The 20257-nt window shown below is 64.3% G+C and carries 16 protein-coding genes; 4 read left to right on the forward strand and 12 right to left on the reverse strand.

The window, feature by feature from the left end; genetic code table 11:
* Positions 1–12 precede the first annotated feature (12 nt).
* The gene (gene hemE, locus TSA1_RS11085) at positions 13–1056 is read left to right on the forward strand and encodes a uroporphyrinogen decarboxylase (RefSeq protein ID WP_100176383.1); all 1044 of its coding nucleotides are present in this window, start codon (positions 13–15) and stop codon (positions 1054–1056) included.
* Between the two features lie 9 nt (positions 1057–1065).
* Here hemE and TSA1_RS11090 read toward each other — a convergent pair whose 3' ends face one another.
* From TSA1_RS11090 to TSA1_RS11105, 4 genes are all read right to left on the reverse strand, one after another.
* Positions 1066–1728: a response regulator transcription factor gene (locus tag TSA1_RS11090; RefSeq protein WP_100176384.1), complete on the reverse strand. Its 663-nt coding sequence runs from the start codon at positions 1726–1728 to the stop codon at positions 1066–1068.
* 140 nt (positions 1729–1868) lie between these two features.
* Positions 1869–2849 carry a hydroxymethylbilane synthase gene (gene hemC, locus TSA1_RS11095; protein ID WP_100176385.1) on the reverse strand — a complete coding sequence of 327 codons (981 nt, stop codon included), beginning with the start codon at positions 2847–2849 and terminating at the stop codon, positions 1869–1871.
* A gap of 26 nt (positions 2850–2875) precedes the next feature.
* Positions 2876–4501, reverse strand: coding sequence for a GMC family oxidoreductase (locus tag TSA1_RS11100; protein ID WP_100176386.1), 1626 nt, complete (start codon positions 4499–4501; stop codon positions 2876–2878).
* A 55-nt stretch (positions 4502–4556) separates the two neighbouring features.
* Positions 4557–5147 (reverse strand): TetR/AcrR family transcriptional regulator, encoded by a 591-nt coding sequence (locus tag TSA1_RS11105; RefSeq protein ID WP_100176387.1) that lies wholly within the window; start codon positions 5145–5147, stop codon positions 4557–4559.
* Positions 5148–5247: 100 nt separating this feature from the next.
* Between TSA1_RS11105 and TSA1_RS11110 the strand changes: the two genes are divergently transcribed.
* Positions 5248–5613 carry a nuclear transport factor 2 family protein gene (locus TSA1_RS11110; protein ID WP_100176388.1) on the forward strand — a complete coding sequence of 122 codons (366 nt, stop codon included), beginning with the start codon at positions 5248–5250 and terminating at the stop codon, positions 5611–5613.
* Between the two features lie 183 nt (positions 5614–5796).
* A complete protein-coding gene (locus tag TSA1_RS11115; RefSeq protein ID WP_100176389.1) occupies positions 5797–7758 on the forward strand; it encodes a putative bifunctional diguanylate cyclase/phosphodiesterase in 1962 nt (653 codons plus the stop codon).
* 53 nt (positions 7759–7811) lie between these two features.
* Here the strand turns inward: TSA1_RS11115 and TSA1_RS11120 are convergent, their stop codons facing one another.
* The 4 genes from TSA1_RS11120 to pgm all read right to left on the reverse strand — a co-directional run bounded on the left by TSA1_RS11120 (position 7812) and on the right by pgm (position 12571).
* Positions 7812–8792, reverse strand: coding sequence for a PDR/VanB family oxidoreductase (locus TSA1_RS11120; RefSeq protein ID WP_100176390.1), 981 nt, complete (start codon positions 8790–8792; stop codon positions 7812–7814).
* An 11-nt stretch (positions 8793–8803) separates the two neighbouring features.
* Entirely contained in the window at positions 8804–9556 is a 753-nt protein-coding gene (locus TSA1_RS11125) for a GntR family transcriptional regulator (RefSeq protein WP_097662837.1), read from the reverse strand.
* 3 nt (positions 9557–9559) lie between these two features.
* Positions 9560–10609, reverse strand: coding sequence for an aromatic ring-hydroxylating dioxygenase subunit alpha (locus TSA1_RS11130; RefSeq protein ID WP_100181082.1), 1050 nt, complete (start codon positions 10607–10609; stop codon positions 9560–9562).
* A gap of 315 nt (positions 10610–10924) precedes the next feature.
* A complete protein-coding gene (gene pgm, locus TSA1_RS11135) occupies positions 10925–12571 on the reverse strand; it encodes a phosphoglucomutase (alpha-D-glucose-1,6-bisphosphate-dependent) (RefSeq protein WP_100176391.1) in 1647 nt (548 codons plus the stop codon).
* Between the two features lie 1838 nt (positions 12572–14409).
* Between pgm and TSA1_RS11145 the strand changes: the two genes are divergently transcribed.
* Positions 14410–14937, forward strand: coding sequence for a hypothetical protein (locus tag TSA1_RS11145; protein WP_100176392.1), 528 nt, complete (start codon positions 14410–14412; stop codon positions 14935–14937).
* Positions 14938–15136: 199 nt separating this feature from the next.
* Here the strand turns inward: TSA1_RS11145 and TSA1_RS11150 are convergent, their stop codons facing one another.
* The 4 genes from TSA1_RS11150 to TSA1_RS11165 form a co-directional block, all read right to left on the reverse strand.
* Positions 15137–17164 (reverse strand): S8 family serine peptidase, encoded by a 2028-nt coding sequence (locus TSA1_RS11150; protein WP_161497217.1) that lies wholly within the window; start codon positions 17162–17164, stop codon positions 15137–15139.
* A gap of 46 nt (positions 17165–17210) precedes the next feature.
* Positions 17211–17441 carry a hypothetical protein gene (locus tag TSA1_RS11155; protein ID WP_097660188.1) on the reverse strand — a complete coding sequence of 77 codons (231 nt, stop codon included), beginning with the start codon at positions 17439–17441 and terminating at the stop codon, positions 17211–17213.
* Between the two features lie 60 nt (positions 17442–17501).
* Positions 17502–18533, reverse strand: coding sequence for a hypothetical protein (locus TSA1_RS11160; RefSeq protein ID WP_145984297.1), 1032 nt, complete (start codon positions 18531–18533; stop codon positions 17502–17504).
* A gap of 86 nt (positions 18534–18619) precedes the next feature.
* Positions 18620–19444, reverse strand: a complete 825-nt coding sequence (locus TSA1_RS11165; protein WP_100176395.1) for an AfsR/SARP family transcriptional regulator — start codon at positions 19442–19444, stop codon at positions 18620–18622.
* Positions 19445–20257 lie beyond the last annotated feature (813 nt).

Here is a 20257-nt window from a genome sequence, read left to right on the forward strand (position 1 = left end):
TCAGGACCATTCGTGCCCCAATCTGCAAAAAAGCCCTTCATCGACGTGCTCTCCGGCCAGCGTCAGAGCACCCCGCCCATGTGGATGATGCGGCAGGCCGGCCGCTATTTGCCGGAATATCGCGAGGTGCGCGCCAAGGCCGGCGGCTTCCTCGACCTCTGCTTCAACCCGGAGCTTGCGGCCGAGGTGACGCTGCAACCGATCCGCAGGTTCGGCTTCGATGCGGCGATCATCTTCTCGGACATCCTGGTGATCCCCTATGCGCTCGGGCGCTCGGTGCGGTTCGAGGTCGGCGAGGGCCCACGGCTGGATCCGCTGGATGATCCCGCGAAGGTCGCGACGCTGATGCGGCGCGCCGATTTCGGCAAGCTCGAGCCGGTGTTCGAGGCGCTGCGTATCGTGCGTAGCGCGCTGGACCCGAAGGTCGCGCTGATCGGCTTCTGCGGCGCGCCGTGGACGGTCGCGACCTACATGGTTGCTGGCCAGGGCACGCCCGACCAGGCGCCGGCCCGAATGATGGCCTACCGGCATCCGGAGGCGTTCGCTGAGATCATCGACGCGCTGGTCGAGAACTCCATTCAATATCTGCTGGCGCAGCTCGATGCCGGCGCCAACGCCTTGCAGATCTTCGACACCTGGGCTGGCGTGCTGCCGCCGGCTGAATTCGCGCGCTGGTCGGTCGAGCCGACGCGGCGCATCATCGAGGGCGTGCGGGCCAAGGTGCCGGATGCCAAGATCATCGGCTTCCCCCGCGGCGCCGGCGCGCTACTGCCCGGTTACGTCGAGGCGACAGGCGTCAATGCCGTGAGCATCGACTGGACGGCAGAGCCGGCCTTCATCCGCGAGCGCGTGCAGAGCAAGGTCGCCGTGCAGGGCAATCTCGACCCGCTGGCGCTGATCGCGGGCGGCGCCGCGCTCGACCGCGCGGTCGATGACGTGCTGACCAATTTTGCGCAAGGGCGGCTGATCTTCAACCTCGGCCATGGCATCCAGCCGGAGACGCCGATCGCCCATGTCGAGCAGATGATCAAGCGCGTGAGAGACGGGCGCGGTTAGGCTCGGAGATCACAAGGACGCGTTCTGCCGGCTGGCGTCGCCACGCGCACCTCCCGCGACGGGGACCGTTCGGCTGCTCCGGGTGGCCTCGAAAGCCGCAATCGCAAGCTGGGCGATTGTCTTGACCCCAGCCTTTCGCATGATGCTAGCACGATGGTCCTCGATCGTTCGCGGGCTGAGGTTCAATTTGCGCCCGATGACCTTGCTGGTCGAGCCGGCAAGCAAATGATCCAGCACTTCCTGCTCTCGCTTGGTCAGCCGCCAGGAAGTCTTGAAGCCGTCAGCCTGAGCCGGCGAGCCTGTGTCGACGCTCGCCCCGGCATCCTCGATCCGCGCGATGAGATCGCCGGCGTTGAACGGCTTCTCCACGAAATCTGCGGCCCCCAGGTGAAGCGCGCGCACCGCGGTCGGAATATCACCTTGGCCCGATACGATAAGGACCGGCGTCGGATTGGACATGTTTCGGAGCTCGCCCAGGACGTCGAGCCCGGACTCGGCCGGCAGACAGAGGTCCAGGAGGATGCAAGCCGGACAGCTCCGGCCAAGGCGCGCAAGCAGCGCCCCGCCATCCGCGAAAAACACCGGTCGATACCCGGCGCGCTCGAGAACAATTCTCAGCATCGCGCGCATCGTGAGATCGTCTTCGAGGATGAAGACTTCATTGCCAGCCATCGTCGCCACTCTTTTTGCCAAAGTGACGGCTCTATGCGCCCTCACGGCCGGCAGGAGAAGCGGAAGATGTTAAGACAGTTCTCGATTAGATAAGGGCAACTTTACCTAAAACTTGCTCGAATTAGGCTGGAATTAACGTCCTAGCGCGGCCGGCTGCGCTCGATGATCTCGGCGGCGCCTTTCATCAGCAGATCCAGACCCACCGCACGGCCGAGCTCGCGCGGGCGATTGGCGGGACCTTCGCGCGAGGCTTCGATGATAGTGTTGCCGGAGAGGTCGAGCACGGATGCGGTCAGCGACATCTGATCGCCGGCGATGGTCGAGAAGCCGGCCACCGGAGAATTGCAGTGGCCGTTGAGCACCCACAGCACCTCGCGCTCGGCGTCGGCAGAGGCGTGCGCAGCGGGATCGTCGATCGATGACAGGATTTTTCGCGTCTGCCAGTCCTGCGCCGCGCATTCGACGGCGACGATGCCCTGCCCCGCCGCCGGCAGCATCTCCACCGCAGTAAACTCGTAAGCGATGCGGCTGGCGAGGCCGACGCGGTCGAGACCGGAACGCGCCATGATCAGCGCGTCCGCCGGGCCTACCGCGCCGCCATCCGGCAGCTTCTGCTTCTCGCCATTGTCGAGTTTTCGCACGCGGGTGTCGGCGGCGCCGCGGAAGTGGATCACCTCGACATCCGGAAACAGCCGCCGCGCATAGGCGGCCCGGCGGACCGCGTTGGTGCCAATTTTAAAACCCTTGCCGCGCGACTGGCACAGCGCCTCCAGGGTCACGCCATCGCGCAGCACCAGCGCGTCGCTGGGTGGATCGCGCGACAGCGTGGCGCCGATGACGAGGCCTGGCGTGTCCTCGTTACCGGGCATGTCCTTCAGCGAATGCATCGCCGCCTGCAAGTCGCCGGACAGCACGGCGGCCCGGATCTGCGCCACGAAGGCGCCGCCCTTGCCGCCATGGGGCAGCAGCTTGCTGGTCTGGTCGGTATCGCCCGTGGTGTCGAACTTGACGATCTCGACGTCGAGACCGGGCAGGGCGGCGGTCAGGCGGCGCGCGATCTCTTCCGTCTGTGCCAGCGCCATCGCGCTCTTGCGTGTGCCGATCCTCAATCGCGTAGCCAAGTCCTGGTCCTCTCAACAATCGCGGGTTATCCCGCATCCTCCAATATCATGTCGGAGGCCTTTTCGGCGATCATGATGATCGGCGCGTTGGTGTTCCCCGACACGAGATCCGGCATGATCGAGCCGTCGACGACGCGAAGGCCTTCGAGGCCCCGCACTTTCAACCGCTGATCGACCACCGCGAGCGGGTCGTTGCCCATACGACAGGTCGAGGTGGGATGGTAGATGGTGCTGCCGCGGTCGCGGCAATAATCCAGAATTTCGGCATCCGTGGATACCTTCGTCCCGGGGTCATATTCGCTGACCACGAACGGCTTCATGGCTGGCGCATTCAGGATCTTGCGCAGGATCTTGATGCCCTCGACGTTGGTGGTGCGGTCGGTCTCGGTCGACATGTAGTTGATGCGGATTTCCGGCGGCACGGTCGGGTCCGCACTCCGGATCCGCAGGGAACCGCGGCTCTCGGGACGGAGCTGGCAGACCGACGCCGTGAAGCCGGAGAAGTCGTGCAGCTTCTCGCCCATCTTGTCGGTCGAGAACGGCAGGAAATGCACCTGGATGTCGGGCGAGGCGAGCCGCGGGCTGGTCTTGAAGAAAGCACCCGCGGTGCCGGCCGCGATCGTCAGCCAGCCCTTGCGGAAGAGCGCATAGCGCGCGCCGGCGAGCGTGCGGCGGAGCGGATGATTGACGGTGTCGTTGAGCGTGATCTTCTGCGAGCAGCGCATCACGATGCGGACCTGCATGTGGTCCTGGAGATCGTGACCGACGCCCGGCGCGTCAAGCACGACATCGATGCCGTGCTTGCGCAGGAGGTCGCCGGGCCCGACACCGGAGAGCTGGAGCAGCTGCGGCGAGTTGTAGGCGCCGCTCGACAGCACGATCTCCCGCCGCGCCCGCGCGCGGCGCACGGTTGCGCCTTGCCTGTATTCGACGCCGACGGCGCGACGTCCTTCGAACAGCACGCGCTGACCGAGCGCCTCGGTTTCGACCTTGAGATTGCCGCGTGTCCTTGCCGGGCCGAGATAGGAGACGGACGTCGAGGCGCGTCGGCCGTTGCGCGTCGTGGTCTGAAACAGGCCGACGCCTTCCTGGGTGGCACCGTTGAAATCAGGATTGTAAGGCAGACCGGTCTCGACCGCGGCGTCGATGAAGGCCTTTGACAGCGGATCGGTCACGATCATGTTGGAGACCGGCAGCGGACCGCCGCTGCCATGATACTGATCGGCACCGCGCGACTGGTTCTCGGCCTTCTTGAAGTAAGGCAGCACGTCGTCATAGCCCCAGCCGGTGTTACCGAGCTGGCGCCAGCGGTCATAGTCCTCATGCTGGCCGCGGACATAGAGCAGGCCGTTGATCGAGCTCGATCCGCCCAGCGTCTTCCCGCGCGGCTGAAACACCTGCCGTCCCTTCAGCTCGGGCTCCGGCTCGGTCTGGTACATCCAGTTGACACTCTTCTCCTTGAACAGCTTTCCGTAGCCGAGCGGGACGTGGATCCAGATGTTGGAATCCTTCGGGCCGGCTTCGAGCAGCAGCACGCTGTGCCTGCCGTTCGCAGACAGGCGGTTGGCGAGCACGCAGCCGGCGGAGCCGGCGCCGACGATGATGTAGTCGAACTCTGGATCGCTGGATGTGAGAGAGGCATTTGCGGTCATGTCTTGACTGTCTTCTTGTTGCTGTTGGCGTTTCCCGTTTCGTCACCTAGCACAATCATGGCTTGACGCGCAGCGCCTCGACCAGCGACTTGAACGCACGGGCATATTCCGCGCCCGCCCTTGCGATATCCGCGCGTCCGGCGCAGGCGACCGCAGCCTCCGTCACCGCGCCGAGCAGGAGCCGCGCCAGCGGCTCGACCGGCTGCCGCGCGATGAGGCCGGCGTCCATCGCCGCGGAAAGCGCTCGCGGCAGCTTGCCGCCAAAGTGCCTGGCGTCGATCTCGCGCCAGCGCTCCCACCCCAGGACGGCCGGGCCGTCGCGCAGGATGACCTGGCCGGTCGGCCCCTTCGCGGTCGCGGCAAAGTAATGCTGGGTGCCGGCGACCATCGCGGCAAGCACGTCCTTCTCGGCGCGCGCGGCACCGTCGATCTCCACGACGAGATCGCGCGAGACCTGGTCGAACACGGACTCGAACACCGCCTCCTTGGTCCTGAAGTGATGATAGACCGCGCCCTTGGCGACTGAGGCTGCCTCCGCGATCTCGTCCATGGTGGTGGCGGCAAAGCCTTGCGTCCCGAACAGCCGGCGCGCCGCCGTCAGGATCGCCTCCGATGTCGCCGCCCGCCGCTCCGCTTGTTTTGCCATGGGTCTCGTCTAATCGAATCCCGCAGAGGCCGCCAGTTGACTTTTCGACCATCAGTCGGTATTTGCCGACTGCAAGTCGGTTTTATTTGCGAGGTACGCCATGCCGAGCCGTGAGGTCGTCGAAGCCTTTGCCAAGCGCCTGGAGGATGGGGATTTCGTCGGCGCGATCGAGCAGTTCTATGCGCCCGACGCCGCGACCTACGAGAACAACGCTGCTCCCACGGTTGGCCGGGAAAAGCTGGTCGCGAAGGAGCGCGGCGTGCTGGCCGCGACCAAGGAGGTCAAGGCCGTGCGTATCGGTCCGAGCCTGATCGAGGGCGACCATGTCGCGACACGCTGGGTCTTCAGCTTCACCAATGCGGAAGGGGTGACGCGGACGCTGGACGAGATCGCATGGCAGAGCTGGCGCGGCGACAAATTGATCGAGGAGCGGTTCTATTACGATCCGAAGCAGTTGGGGCGTTAAGGCGCTTTCCCAACATGGCTGTCACCGCGCATTTGTATCGATTTGTTATCGATACTCTCTCACCAACACGCAGAAGTGGCCACGCCGACCGCCGCAGCCAAGGATAATTCATAGTTCGTCAAAGGTTTGCGGCGAATTCTCCGCACCGAGCTGGACGAACTGCCCAAGCTGCTAGGCTCTGGAATGCGGACTCAACTGACCACCTATTTCGCCCGGCTGTTTGCCGGCGATCTGTCGGCGTTCGGCGGTCCCGCAACCGACGAAGCCGTGGCCGGCCATATCCGCGCCGAGCAGATCTCGCTCGTGCTTGGCTATTCCGTCGGCATCATGCTCGCCAATGCCTGCAACGCCATCGTGCTCGCCGTCGCGTTGTGGCAATCACCGGACCGCATCTCCGCTCTGATCTGGGCCACCGCCGTGGCCGGCGCAGCGATCGCGTTCGGCCTGCAGTCCCGCGCGGCACGCCGCATCACCAAGCCGCAATTCGTCTCGCGCCGCGCCATGCACCGCCTGGTGCGCAATGCCTTCGTGCTCGGCGCCGCCTGGGGCATCGTACCGGTCGCCTTCTTCAATGGTGCCTCCACCGGCGGCCAGCTCGTCATCACCTGCCTGTGCTCGGGAATGCTGGCCGGCGGTGCGCTGGCCTTCGCCACCATCCCGATCGCCGCCATCGCCTTCACTGCCCCCATCTTCGTCGGCATCGCCATCTGCCTCGGCAGGAACGGCGATCTGGCGTTTCTCCTGATCGCCTTCCTCGTCGTGGTCTATGGCAGCGTTCTGATCCGCGGCGTGTTCGTCAATTCGTTCTCCTTCGCGCGTCGCGTGATGCGGCAGATCGAGGCCGAGCGCTCGGTGCGGCTGGATCCGCTGACCCATTTGCCCAACCGCGTCGCCTTCAACGAGACGCTCGAAGCCGCGCTCAAGCGGCTGACATTGTCAGGCGAGGAGTTCGCGGTTCTCCTGCTCGATCTCGACCGTTTCAAGGAGGTCAACGACAAGTTCGGTCATCCCGCCGGCGACGAATTTTTGGTCCAGGTCGCGAGCCGCCTGCGACGCTGCACGCGCCCGGCCGAGCATGTCGCGCGCATCGGCGGCGACGAGTTTGCGCTGGTGATGGCCAACCTGGCGCGCCCCGAGGACGCGCTCGAGATCGCCGAACGCTTCGTCGCGGCCTTCACCGAACCGTTCCGCATCGAGGGCCGCCAGATCGTCGGCGCGACCAGCGTCGGCATCGTGCTGGCGCCACGCGACGGCAACACGCAGCTCGACGTGATGAAGAATGCCGACGCCGCGCTCTATCGCGCCAAGAAGGCGGGGCCCGGCACGGTCTGCTTCTTCGAGGAAGCCGACGACCGTTCATCCCGCGACCGCAAGGCGTTGCAAGCGGACCTTCAAGGCGCCATCGCGCGGAACGAGCTGTTCCTCGTGTTTCAGCCGTTCCTCGATCTCGATGAAGACCGCATCACCGGCTTCGAGGCGCTGCTGCGCTGGCGACATCCCGAGCGCGGACTGGTGCTGCCGAGCGAATTCATTCCGATCGCGGAGGAGACCGGGCTGATCCACGAGATCGGCGAGTGGGTGATTCGCCGCGCCTGCGCGACGATCGCCAAATGGCCCGACGAGATCAGGGTCGCCGTGAATTTCTCCGCGTCGCAATTTCACAACGCCGGCATCCTCCAGATCATCGTGCAGGCGCTCAGCGAGGCGAAGATCGCTCCGCACCGGCTCGAGATCGAGATCACGGAATCGATGCTGCTGTCCAAATACGGCTCGGCCGAGCCGGTCCTGAACGCGCTGCTGCTGCTCGGTGTCACCGTGGCGCTGGACGATTTCGGGACGGGCTTCTCCTCCCTGACTTATCTGCGCAAGCTGCCGTTCAGCCGCATCAAGGTCGACCAGTCCTTCATCCGCGACATGCTGGTGCAGCCGGACTGCGCCGCGATCGTGAAATCGGTGATCGGCCTGGCGCGAGACCTCAACATCGGCGTGGTCGCCGAAGGCGTCGAGACTGCCGATCAGCTCGAATATCTCAGGCAGATCAATTGCGGCGAGGTTCAGGGTTATCTGATCAGCCGACCGGTGTCGGCGGATGGCGTCATGGCGCTGCTGGAGACGAAAAAGCTTCGGGCCATTTACGCGGCGTAGGCTACCAAGCCACCCGCGGCGTCATGGCCGCGACATGACGACCGCGCCCGGTGTCAAATCGCATCCGCGCGCAGCAGCGTGTCCACCGTGATCGTCCCCCGCGCGCGCGAAACGCAGGCGCAGATCTTCTGGTTACTCTCTTTCTGGTGGTCGCTGAAGAAAACGTCGCGATGGTCGATCTCGCCGTCGACCTCGACGACGTCGATGGCGCAGAGGCCGCATTCGCCGCGCTTGCAGTCGGATATCACCTCAAAGCCGCTGGCGTTGAGCACATCGAGCATCGAGCGCTCGCGCGGGATTTCGAGCTCGACGTTGGAGTCCTTCAGGCGCACGCGAAAAGTTTCGGTCGGCAGCGTGCCGCTGGAGCCGAATGTCTCGTAGCGGAGATCGGGCAGCGGATGGCCGGCGCCGATCCAGGCATGGCGCGCGGCCTCGAGCATGCGCATCGGGCCGCAGAACAGGGCCAGCGTGCCTCGTGGGACCGACGCGAACAGCGCGTCGAGATCGAGCCGCTTGCCTTCATCGCCGGCATGGACGACCAGGCGGTCACCGAGCATGGCGGCGAGATCGTCGAGATAGGCCGCTTCGGCGCGCGAGCGCACTGCGTAATGCAGCGTGACGCCTGCTCCGCGGCGCGCCAGCGCCTGCGCGGCGCCGAAGATCGGCGTGATGCCGATGCCCCCGGCGATCAGGCAATAGTTTTCGCGGGCCCAGTCGACCGCGAGCAGCGAGGCGGGCTGGGTGATGTCGAGCCGCGCGCCCGGCGCGAGCTGCCACATGTAGCGCGAGCCGCCGCGGGAATCCTCGGCCCGGCGCACCGCGATCTTGAGGCCGGCCGAGCAGGCTTCGCCGACCAGCGAATAGGACCGCGTCTCGGGCAGGCCGTCGACGGTCACGCTGACATTGATGTGGCTGCCGACCGGATACGCAGCGGCATCGAACTGGTCGGGCCGGATCAGGAATTCGCGAATGCCCGGCGCAAGGTCGCGCATCGAGACGAGCGTTGCCGGAATCCAGGTTTCGATGAAGCGCATGGCGGCTGCCCTCAATCGGTTGTGGTCTTGATCAGCGCGAGCGCCGGCAGGAGGTCGAGATGGGTGCGGTTGCGCAGCGCCAGCCGCAGATTGCGCACGGCGAGCCGCGCATGTTCGCGCATGACGGCTTCGGCGCGCGCGCCTTCGCGGTTCTCGATGGCGTCGATCACGACGCGGTGGTGCTCCTGGCCGATGATCAGGATCTGCTGCGCTTCCGGCAATGCCGACTGCGCCATCACGAAACCGCTTGGCGAGGCGAATGGCAGCGCCGAGGCGCGATCGATCTGCCGGATCAGGGGCGGGCTGCGCGACAATTCCGTCAGCAGCGCGTGGAAGCGCGCGTTCAGCGTGACATAGGACGAGAAGGCTTCGATCGAGATCGGCACCTGGCTCAGCAAGTCGTCGATCGCAGCCAGGCATTCCTTCAAGGGCTCGAGCTCGCGCGCGGAGACGCCGCGCTCGGCGGCGAAGCGCGCGGCAAGGCCCTCCAGCGTGCCGCGCAGCTCGATGGAATCGGAGATGTCGCGCTCCGAAAAGGCCTTCACCATGAAGCCGCCGGAGGGGATCGCCTCCAGCAGGCCCTCCTCCTCGAGCCGCACCAGCGCCATGCGCACCGGGGTGCGCGAGGCGCCGGTGGTTTCCACCGCCTGGAGCTCGGAGATGCGCTCGCCCGGACGCAGGCTTCCCGACAGGATCTGGTCCCGCAGCGCGAGCTGCGCCTTCACGGTCTGCGAGACGGAACGGTCGACCTCACGCTCGGCCATGATCTACTCCGCGGCCTGAAGGCGCTGCGGCCCGTTTTCCTTCGCCACCATCCTGTCGATCAGCTTGCGCGTCCACATCGCGCCGGCATCGATGTTGAGGTTGTAGAAGATGCGATCGGGGTTCTCGTCCATGGCGCGCTGCTGCGCCTCGAGGATCAGTTCGTCCTCGCGGAAGATGCCGGAAACGCCCTCGCGGATCTCGGAGGTGATGCGCTGCTCGCCGAGCTGATAATTGCGCACGAAGGACCAGAAATAGTGGCAGGTCTTCTCGGTCTCGGGCGTGATGGTGTTGAGCACGAAGCCGTTGACGCCCTGCGAGCGGTCGCCCTCCGGCGCGCCGGTGCCTGTCGGCGCCACGCCGACGTCGATCGCGATGGTGCACGGTGCTTCGAAACGGATGATCTGCCAGCGGTCGACCAGGCCCGGCTTGCCGAGCTGCTTGGCCCAGAACGGCGGCGGCTCGATGTTCCGCATCCAGCGCGTCACCGTGACCGTCTTCTCGCCATGGGTGACGTCGAATGGCGCCTCGGCGACGGCGTCATTGCCGATCGAGGAGCCGTGCACGAAGGTCTCGTGGGTGAGATCCATGAGATTGTCGAGCACGAGGCGATAGTCGCATTTGACGTGGATGGTCTTGCCGTCGCCCGCCCAGGCCGGATCGTGATTCCAGTGCATGTCCGGGACCAGCGCGGGATCGGCCAGCGCGGGATCGCCCATCCAGAGCCAGACGTAGCGATGACGCTCGACCACCGGATAGGAGCGCACGCAGGCCGAGGGGTTGATGGTCTCCTGCGAGGGCATGAAGGTGCAGCGGCCCTGGGCGTTGAACTTGAGGCCGTGATACCCGCAGACGACGGTGTCGCCTTCAAGCCGCCCCTTCGACAGCGGCACCAGGCGGTGCCAGCAGGCGTCCTCGAGCGCGGCCACCGAGCCGTCGGCCTTACGATACATCACGACGTGCTTGCCGCAGATCGTCCGCGGCAGCAGCGCCGGCTTCACATCGGCGTCCCAAGCGGCGGCGTACCAGGCGTTCATCGGGAAGGGCTTTGTCATCGGTCTCACTCCCACGGCTTATGTATGCGCTGTGTACACAATAACTGAGGGAGGGAAACGTTCAAGACCAAATTTTGAGGATAATAATACCTTTATCACTAACGATGTATACAGACTTACCCAGACACGTCTGACCCTCCCCTGGAGGGGGAGGGTCGCTTCGCATGGAGCGAAGCGGAATGCGGAGCGGGGTGGGGTGATCTCTCCACACGGGCACTGCCCAAGAGGAGTGATCACCCCACCCCGCTCGCGCTTACGCGCGATCGACCCTCCCCCTCCAGGGGAGGGTAAGAGAGCGGCACCTCTTGGAACAACTTACGCCCCGAACACCTTCGCCAGCCCCGCCTGCGCCTCTTCCTGGATCCGCTTCAAATGCTCAGGGCTGCGGAAGCTCTCGGCGTAGATCTTGTAGACGTCTTCCGTCCCGGACGGCCGCGCCGCGAACCAGCCGAAATCGGTCTCGACCTTGATGCCGCCGAACGGCTGGCCGTTGCCGGGCGCCTTGCTCAGCGTTGAGCGGACCGGATCGCCGGCGAGGTCCTTGAGGCCGAGCTGCTCGGGCGTGACGGATTTCAGGATGTTCTTCTGCGGCCCGGTCGCGGCGACGTCGATGCGCGCGTAATGCGGCATGCCGAACTCGGCGGTGAGATCGCCGAAGAGCTGACTGGGATCGCGGCCGGTCCTGGCCATGATCTCGGCTGCGAGCAGGCCGAGGATGATTCCGTCCTTGTCGGTCGTCCACACCGTGCCGTCGCGGCGCAGGAACGAGGCCCCTGCACTCTCCTCGCCGCCGAAGCCGAAACCGCCGGTGAGGAGGCCATCGACGAACCATTTGAAGCCGACCGGGGTCTCGACCAGCCTGCGCCCGAGCTTTTTGGCGACGCGGTCGATGATCGAGCTCGACACCACGGTCTTGCCGATCGCGGCATCCTTGCTCCAGTTCGGACGATGCGCGAACAGATAGGAGATCGCGGTCGCCAGATAATGGTTCGGATTCATCAGGCCGCCGGACCGCGTCACGATGCCGTGGCGGTCGGCATCGGTGTCGTTGGCAAAGGCGACGTCGAAGCGGTCGCGCATCCCGATCAGGCTCGCCATCGCATAGGGCGAGGAGCAGTCCATGCGGATCTTGCCGTCCCAATCCACCGTCATGAAGCGGAAAGTCGGGTCGATCGCCTCGTTCACCACCGTGGCCTTCAGGCCGTAGCGCTCGATGATCGGATGCCAATAATGCACGGCGGCGCCCCCGAGCGGATCGATGCCGATCTTGATGCCGGCGGATTTGACCAGCTCGAGATCGACCACGTTGCCGAGATCGGCGACGTAGGGCGTGACGAAGTCATAGGCGTGGACGTTCGAAGACTTGCGCGCCTTCGCATAGTCCATGCGCTTCACGCCCTTGAGGTTGTCGGCGAGGTAGGCATTGGCGCGCTTCTCGACGATTCCCGTGACGTCGGTGTCGGCGGGGCCGCCATGCGGCGGATTGTATTTGTAGCCGCCGTCCTCGGGGGGATTGTGCGAGGGCGTGATGACGACGCCGTCGGCAAGGCCGCTGGCGCGACCCTTGTTATGGGTGAGGATCGCGTGTGAGATGACGGGCGTCGGCGTGTAGCCGCCGTCCTTGTCGATCATGATGTCGACGCCGTTTGCCGCGAACACCTCGACGGCGCTCGCGAGCGCCGGCTCGGCCAGCGCGTGGGTGTCGATGCCGATGAAGAGCGGGCCGGTCAACCCTTTTTCGTGTCTGTAGTCACAGATGGCCTGCGTGGTCGCGAGGATGTGGTCCTCGTTGAAGGTATTCTTGAACGAGGTGCCGCGATGGCCGGAGGTGCCGAACGCCACGCGCTGCGCGGGATCCGCGGCATCGGGCTTGCCGGCGAAATAAGCCGTCACCAGCCGCGGAATATTGGTGAGCGCGTCCGGCGAAGCCTGCTTGCCCGCCGCGGGATGAACGTCAGCCACTGGAATGTCCTCGTCCTGTCATCACAGAGATAGCGGACACCATAGCATCGGCCGGGGCTCCGCCAAGGGCACAACACGCGCGAGAGGGCGGCGTTCCCTGGGTGGGTGGCTGCAGCGAAAGTCCCGGGCCCAGAGAACCGTCATACCCGCGCGACCGCAAAGCTGTTGTCGCTGGACGTGCGAGGCTTGCGATGTGCACGAATCGCAGGCCGAGCCTTGCCTTGCATGGCGAGCACCTTAGGGTGACGGTCATGAGTTTGAGCCTGCATCATCAATGCTGACTGCCGGGTGGGCAAAGGCGCAACGCGCCGTGCCCACGATCTCCTTCCATAAGCAACAGGGCGTGGGCACGCTTGCGCTCTGCCCACTCTACGAGATCGAGCTTGTGGCACGCAGCTCGGCTTGCAGACACGCCTTCGCAGCCTCGCGGCACGTTTCGCCCGAGCTTTGCTTCGTCACTTCACCCTCTTGAGCCAAGAGGGCGCAGGGAAGGCCGGGTGCCGACAGGCACCCGCGGTCTGCTGCGCGAAAGGCACGCGCAAAAAAGACCGCACAGCAGCATACAGGTGTCGCCGATCACTCGGCCTTCCCTGCGCAGTGGCTGGACGGCTTATGCCGTGATCTCCCGGGAGCCGACCATTCCTTTTGGCCTCCCTCGCCCTGCGAATTTGGACGATGCAGTCTGCCCGGTTGGGCTCGCTCGCACCTTCGCAGAACTTGACCGTGGCAACGACGGCCAGGACCACACGGTTTTGCCGTACGCACGGCCCGCCATGTCGCCGCAGTATTCCCGGCCCTGTCGACGAAGCCGGAAACTTACAGACGAGACGAAGCCTAGCAGCGCCGTCGTCCGCACGCGGTTACGGGCTCACAGGGACTACCCGCCCTGCCCGCACCTCTCATGCCGACGCTGCCGCGTCCACCGCAAGCCCGGCTCGCGAACAAGACGACCACAAGTCGCCCCTCTTGGGTGAGCCGGGATGAGCGACACATACGACAAAACCGAATTTCGGTAAAGCGGAATATTTTTGCGGGGAGGGGTTGACGGAGGGGGAAACAGGGGCGCTCTTGTTGGCAACAGTCTCTCGCCCTTGACCTAGCCCGTGGACGTGGAACACTCGCTAAGCGTGTAACTGGGAGGACGCATGCGATCGACGACAAGAGCGTTGCCTTCGAGGTCAAATACGACAACAGGAGGCCCGTAGAGTTGTCGGACTTGGGGGAGAGCTTCCGGGCGCTCGGCAGACAGTACGAGGAATACGTGAACAGGGCAGGCTTCGACCACCAGCTCGTAGGATGGGTAGAGCGAAGCGAAACCCATCGATGCCACCGGGCGTTGAAACGTGATGGGCCTCGCAAGAGCTCTACCCATCCTACGACCTGCAGCGACGCTTTGAATAGTAGTAGCAGCGCTGCGGCACGTGCCCGTGGCACGGCGGTATTGACGATTAAGACAGTTCTAGAAGCCGCCACTGATGGCCTCTAGTCTTCAAATTTCCAACTAGCAGATCGAATTCATGGCTAAGAATCCCGGCTCCCCGTCGACTGTGCTCTTATGGTCGGCTGAAAAATACAAGGCTGTCGGTCATTGCATCTATTGTGGCTCGTCTGACAACCTATCCGATGAACACATTGTTCCTCTTGGATTACAGCCGAGGGGCGGAGATTGGTTCTTGCCAAAGGCAAGTTGCGACAGATGCGCCGACATTACAAAGCGGTTTGAAGGGTTATGTCTACAAGGCACTTTGGGCCCACTACGAGCTAAACTTAAACTAAGGAGCCGACGCAAGCTCAAAACCACTACCGAGCGGACGACGAACCATCGAGATGATGGTAGGATGGAAACGCTGACGGTGCCGCTCGACGAATTTCCCATGGTCTGCCTAGGATTCGACCTAGAAGCAGCGGGCTTACTTCGTCAGGCTCGACCAACGACAGAGTTTGTTGGAAGGCCAATCGTCCGATATCCAATAGGCGAGCTCGAAAAGCAGCTACCGGAAGGCATCGCACTAAAACTCGGTCGCGTTGCGCCACGCGAATACGCTAGGATGCTCGCCAAGATTGCTCACAGCTACGCGGTTGCAAAGTTCGGCGAGGCTTCATTCATCCCTTGCTTATCTGACATCATCTTAGGGAAGTGCGACTATGCACCATACTACGTAGGTGGCGATAAGAGCGGCGCTCTGTTGGTGGATCAGCCGACTACCCTGCACCACGTTTACCCTCAGGCTTGTGATCTAAATGGCGTGCCTTATCTGCTCGTCGCGATCCGCCTTTTTGCGTTTATGGGTATGCCACGATACCTAATCGTCGTCGGACGAATAACCGAAGGCAACTTAGAGCAATTGCGCTCAAATCCGCTATAGCCTGCATGCGCGCGTAGGATGGGTAGAGCAAAACGAAACCCATCATCATTCCCGATGCCGGCACGTGATGGGTTTCGCAAGGGCTCAACCCATCCTACGGCCTACGCTCTTCCACGCTCCCCATCACGACGCAGCAAACGCGCGGGGCACAGCGGCGGTTGCCGCTGTGCCCCTTATCCCTCATTCGCGTCGGCGCGCGTTACAGCAATCCGACCTTGTGCATGATCTCCCGGATCTGAGCCGGATCGGGATCCATCATGGTGGGGACGAACACCTCGTTCGCCGTCTGTGCGGGACCGCGGGCGACGTAGCTCGAGCCGCTTTGCGTGGGATCGACGGACTGCAGCGTCATCGCGCCTGCCGTTTGGGCCGGACCGCGCGCCACGTTGCTCGCGCTGGCCTGCATCGGCGCGGCGGATTGCGGCGCAGGGGCGCTCGCCGGGACCATGCTCGGTGCTTCGGCCGGCGGCAATCCGAGCAGGCGACGCAGCGTCGCCAGCGACGGATCGGTTGCGGACGCAGCGGCGGCGACCGGGGCGATTCCGGTTTCGAGGCCGAGCGCCCGCATCGCGTTCGGCAGTCCCGCGCCGGTCCGGTTGGGGTCGCCGAATTGCAGCGGCGTCGCGGTTTCCTTCAGGATCTGGAACAGCCGCTCGACGCGGCGTGCATCGCGATTCTGGAAGTTGCCCTTGGTGAAGTCCCGATGATGCGCCAGCACGAGCGCGGCGAGGCCCGTGACATGCGGCGTCGCCATCGAGGTGCCGTCCCATGCGCCGAAGCCATCGGCGGGAAGCGACGAGACGATGCCGACGCCGGGCGCGCAGACGTCGACCTCCGGTCCGAAGCAGGAGAACTTTGCCGGGAAATATCCGTCGCGGCTCTGGAAGCCGTCGAGGGCCTGCTGCGAATGATAGCTGTCATCGGGGAATTCGCCCCACTTGCCCAGCGCGGCGACCGCCAGGCAATGCGGCGTCGACGCCGGAAACTGCACCGGCCCCGACGAATTGCCGGCAGCGATGATGCAGGCCATGCCCATCTGCTTGGCGCGGATGATGCGTTCCTCGATGATCTGCGAGGGGTCGCCGCCGCCCAGGCTCATGTTGACGACGTCGATGCCGTGCTCCATGCAGTAATCGAGCGCAGCGACGAGATCGCTGAACCGGCCGCCGGGGAAGATGCGGCAGACATGGATCTCCGCCGCGGGAGCGAAGCCGCGGATTCCGCCGCCGGCGCCGACCGGACCGCCGGCGATGATCCCGGCGCAATGCGAGCCATGGCCGATCGTGTCGACGGTCCACGCCGCCTTGTCATTGCCGACGATGCTGGTGCCTTCCGTGATGCCGTGCAGATTGCGATGGGTCGGCGCCAGGCCGGAATCGATGATCGCAATCTTGATACCGCTACCGTCATAGGACGGCGGCAGACGATCGAGGCCCATCGCGCGCTCACCCCACCCCATCAATTGCTGGCCGGGGAAGTTTCGCAGGACTGCGCCGAGCGCCCTCACGGCGATCCGGTTGACGCTGTTGGGAACGAGCTGCGGACGATCGAGCCAGAAGGTCCAGTAGTCGATTTTCGGTTTGACGAGGATCGAGCGAATGGTTTCCGGCGTTTCGCCCTGCAGGGTCACCGTGGCACGGCCGGTGGCGTCGGTGATGCCCTGTGCCGGCCACATGCTGCCGAACACATAGACCTCGGCTTCGGGCAGCGGGCCGTCCTGGCCCAACACCTCGATCGTCGCGGTGAAGCCGTCGGCCAGCGGCGTCAGCACGCCCGGATTGGGAAGCTGCGGCGTGGTCGGGTCGAGCATGTAGGTCAGCCGCTCGTCACGCTCCACCGCGCAACGCCCTTGGGCCTGGGTCTGCAGCAGCTTGGCCTTGTCGGGCGTCATCTTGGCGAGAACCAGCGGACTGAGCGGCACCTGTCCGAGCTCCGCGCTCTGAAATCCGAACAGGCGCGGCGGAGAGACCGTCTTCACCACTTCGATGTCGGGGCTGTTGGTGAGCTGCTGGGTCAGGAAGTCGACGCTGAAGGTCGCAAGCCCGGGCTGCTGCTGCGGCGCGATCATGAATTGCGATTTGCGCGATACGATCGTTGCGGGCCCCTGGTCCGACGCCGGTGACGGGCCGGCACCGTGTCCCGGATCCACGCCGTTGCCGATTGCCGCCGCTTCGGTCGCATCGTGCTCGCGTTGCCCGGACGTTCCTGGTTTGCCTCTCGTGGCCATTGCAGCCTCCTTGATGTTTTGCGTGTCCAATGTTTGCCCACCGAAATCAGTCGGCATCGAACGGCTTCAGCGCTGAATTCGGTTCGACCACGAGCGTGGCAAACGTCGACTTCAGGCGATCGGCCTGTGTCTTCGTCATCGACAGGATGACGACGTCGGGAGCGACCTGCGCTATTCGCGTCACGCCGGTTTCAAGCCGCAGGTGTTCGTTGAGCTGACCGGATCGGACCGGGTCTCCCTGCACGATGAATTGCTGCGACGTGTTTGAATCCGCCATCTGGCTTCCATCCATTCTGTGCGCAGAGGCGGGCTTGCGCCCGCCTCGTGCGTGTGGGGTCTAGTGCATCGTGCCGGGCTGACCGGCGTTGAAGACACCGAGCTGACGGCCGATATCGAGGCCGGTCTGGGCGCCCTGGCCGATCTTCTTGAGCACGCTCCAGAAGCTCTGCAGCTCCATGTCGGTCGGCTGTGCGCTTGCTGCCGGCTGCATGCCGGGCTGGCCGGCGCTGAACACGCCGAGCTGGTGGCCGATGTTCACACCGGTCTGCACGCCCTGCCCGATCTTCTTCAGCACGCTCCAGAAGCTCTGCAGCTCCATGTCGGTCGGCGGCGCGTTTGCTGCCGGCTGCAGACCGGGCTGGCCGGCGCTGAACACGCCGAGCTGATGGCCGATATCCAGGCCGGTCTGGGCACCCCGACCGATCTTCTTCAGCACGCTCCAGAAGCTCTGCAGCTCCATGTCGGTCGGCTGCGCGGCCGCGGCCGGCTCCAGGCCGGGCTGGGCACTGAACACGCCGAGCTGGTGACCGATATTCACGCCGGTCTGCACGCCTTGGCCGATCTTCTTCAGCACGCTCCAGAAGCTCTGCAGCTCCATGTCGGACGGCGGCGCGCTTGCTGCCGGCTCCAGGCCGGGCTGGGCACTGAACACGCCGAGCTGGTGACCGATATTCACGCCGGTCTGCACGCCCTGGCCGATCTTCTTCAAGACGCTCCAGAAGCTCTGCAGCTCCATGTCGGTCGGCGGCGCGCTTGCTGCCGGCTGCAGACCGGGCTGGGCACTGAACACGCCGAGCTGGTGACCGATGTTCACGCCGGTCTGCACGCCCTGGCCGATCTTCTTCAGCACGCTCCAGAAGCTCTGCAGCTCCATCTCGGAGACCTGCGCCGAACCTTGCGTGTCCGGACCGGCGGAAAACGGCAGGAAACCTCCGCCGATGTTTCCGACGACACCGCCGATGGTCTTTCCCTTCTTGCCGCCGAGCAGATTACCGATAACGCGTCCGGCCGCACCGCCGAGGATGGAGCCGAAAATCCCCTGCGGGTCCAGTTGGCCGTAATCCTCGTACTGCTGCTGTGTTCCAGTCATGATCAAAGTCTCCTGATGAAGTGCCTGATCCGCGAGCGACACACGCTTCCCGAAGGGAGTCGCGATCACTGTGCGGGTGGCTAGAGCTACGACAGGGATCGTGATGCAGGCGTCACGCCGAGCGTGAAAGTTGCGTCAAAGTTTTTGGCGAGCGGCAATTTGAGCGAGGCGGATCGCTGGGACGCATGGACCATGCGGCGAATCTCGCGATGCAATTGTTCGGTCTCCTGGTCCGGCACCGCGCGAACGTCCCGCCACAGCACGGCGCGGCAAAGATCATACTGACGCAAGGCGTCGGCTCGGCGACCGTGCTGCGCATAACAGCGCATCAATATGCGATGGACCCCCTCCTGTAGCGGGTCGATGGCGAGAATGCGCAGCGCGAGCGCGATCGCGATATCCATGTGTTCGCGCTTGTCGGCATCCAGCAGGCCCGCAAGCGCCTGCATCGCCAGTGTCCTCAGCCGCTGGCGCTCGGCAGACAGCCAGGACTCGAATTGGCAGGACGTCGAGCTGGTGCCCTCGAGAAGATCGCCTCGATAAAGCCCCGCCGCACGGGCCAGCCGTTCGGGATGGCCCTCCCTCAGCAGGCGCTCGAATTCCCCGACATCGGTACTTATCTTGGTCGGGCAGATACGGATGTCGTCGCGATCGGCCGAGATCACGTCGGGATATTGCGGCAGCGCGCGCCGCAACGTGAGCAGGGCTTGTCGAAGGCTGGCGCGCGCGCGATCGCTGAAGTGACCGTCCCATAGCAGGGTGGCGAGCTTGCCGCGTGAAATGGCCCGTGGGGAACTGAGCGCGACATAGCCCAGAAGAGTTGCAGCCTTGCGGCTGGGGATCGATACCGACTCACCGGAAGCAGAAATAACCTCGACACCGCCGAAGAGATTGATGTGGAGCAGCGACATTGTCCTTATCCTCGGTCATTGTCTTCCGTCCCTCATTTCACCCACTGGCGAACACTCTTCTTCTGATCAAGACCACCAACGATGTGGACAGCACCCATCGCCCACACGTCGTCGACCAAGTCGAAATGCTCGCGGCCACCATACAACCTGAATTAGACAAAGCAACGCATGTCGCCCGGCATCGCGTCAGCAAATTGTGAGCCGCTAATCTTCAAAGTGTGAGATAGCCCATAGGCAGAATGCGAATTGCGGTCGCGGCGACCGCTCGCATTTGACGCATTCGACGACGACGACGCTGGAACAGCGCGCGAGCTTGCTTGATATGTCGCGCTGAACGCTAGGCAAATCTCGTTACATCGCTCAGGTGGTTGCGTGAGCCGTTCGACGCACGCGAGCAAAGCGCACTTGCCGTGCCGGGCTCGAACGGCGGAAACGGAACCGTGCGCCGAGGGCGTGCGTCAGAAAGCCGCTGCGCGTAATGTCAGTCACAGTCACCGATTTCTTCTGGATGGAAACCTGGACGAAGGTTTCCGCTGCCGAGCCATGATGGGCTTCCGCAAGGGCTCCACCCGCTCCACCGTATCGAGTCCTCACGCGGCACCCGGCCTCGCACCAACTGTGCAATGTGTGCTTCAGATCACAGCGGAATCACACGCCTTGGCGTACGAGGATCAGGCATGGCCGCAAACAAGGTAACGGCGGTACGCGTGAGGCTGCGGCGACGATCGACAGCTCCGGACTTTTAGAGGCCGCCTGGGTGATGAGCCCGGCGGCTTTCTTCTTTGTTGCGTTCCGGCACGAGAACGTGGATGC

The sequence above is a fragment of the Bradyrhizobium nitroreducens genome (assembly GCF_002776695.1).
Classification (GTDB): domain Bacteria; phylum Pseudomonadota; class Alphaproteobacteria; order Rhizobiales; family Xanthobacteraceae; genus Bradyrhizobium; species Bradyrhizobium nitroreducens.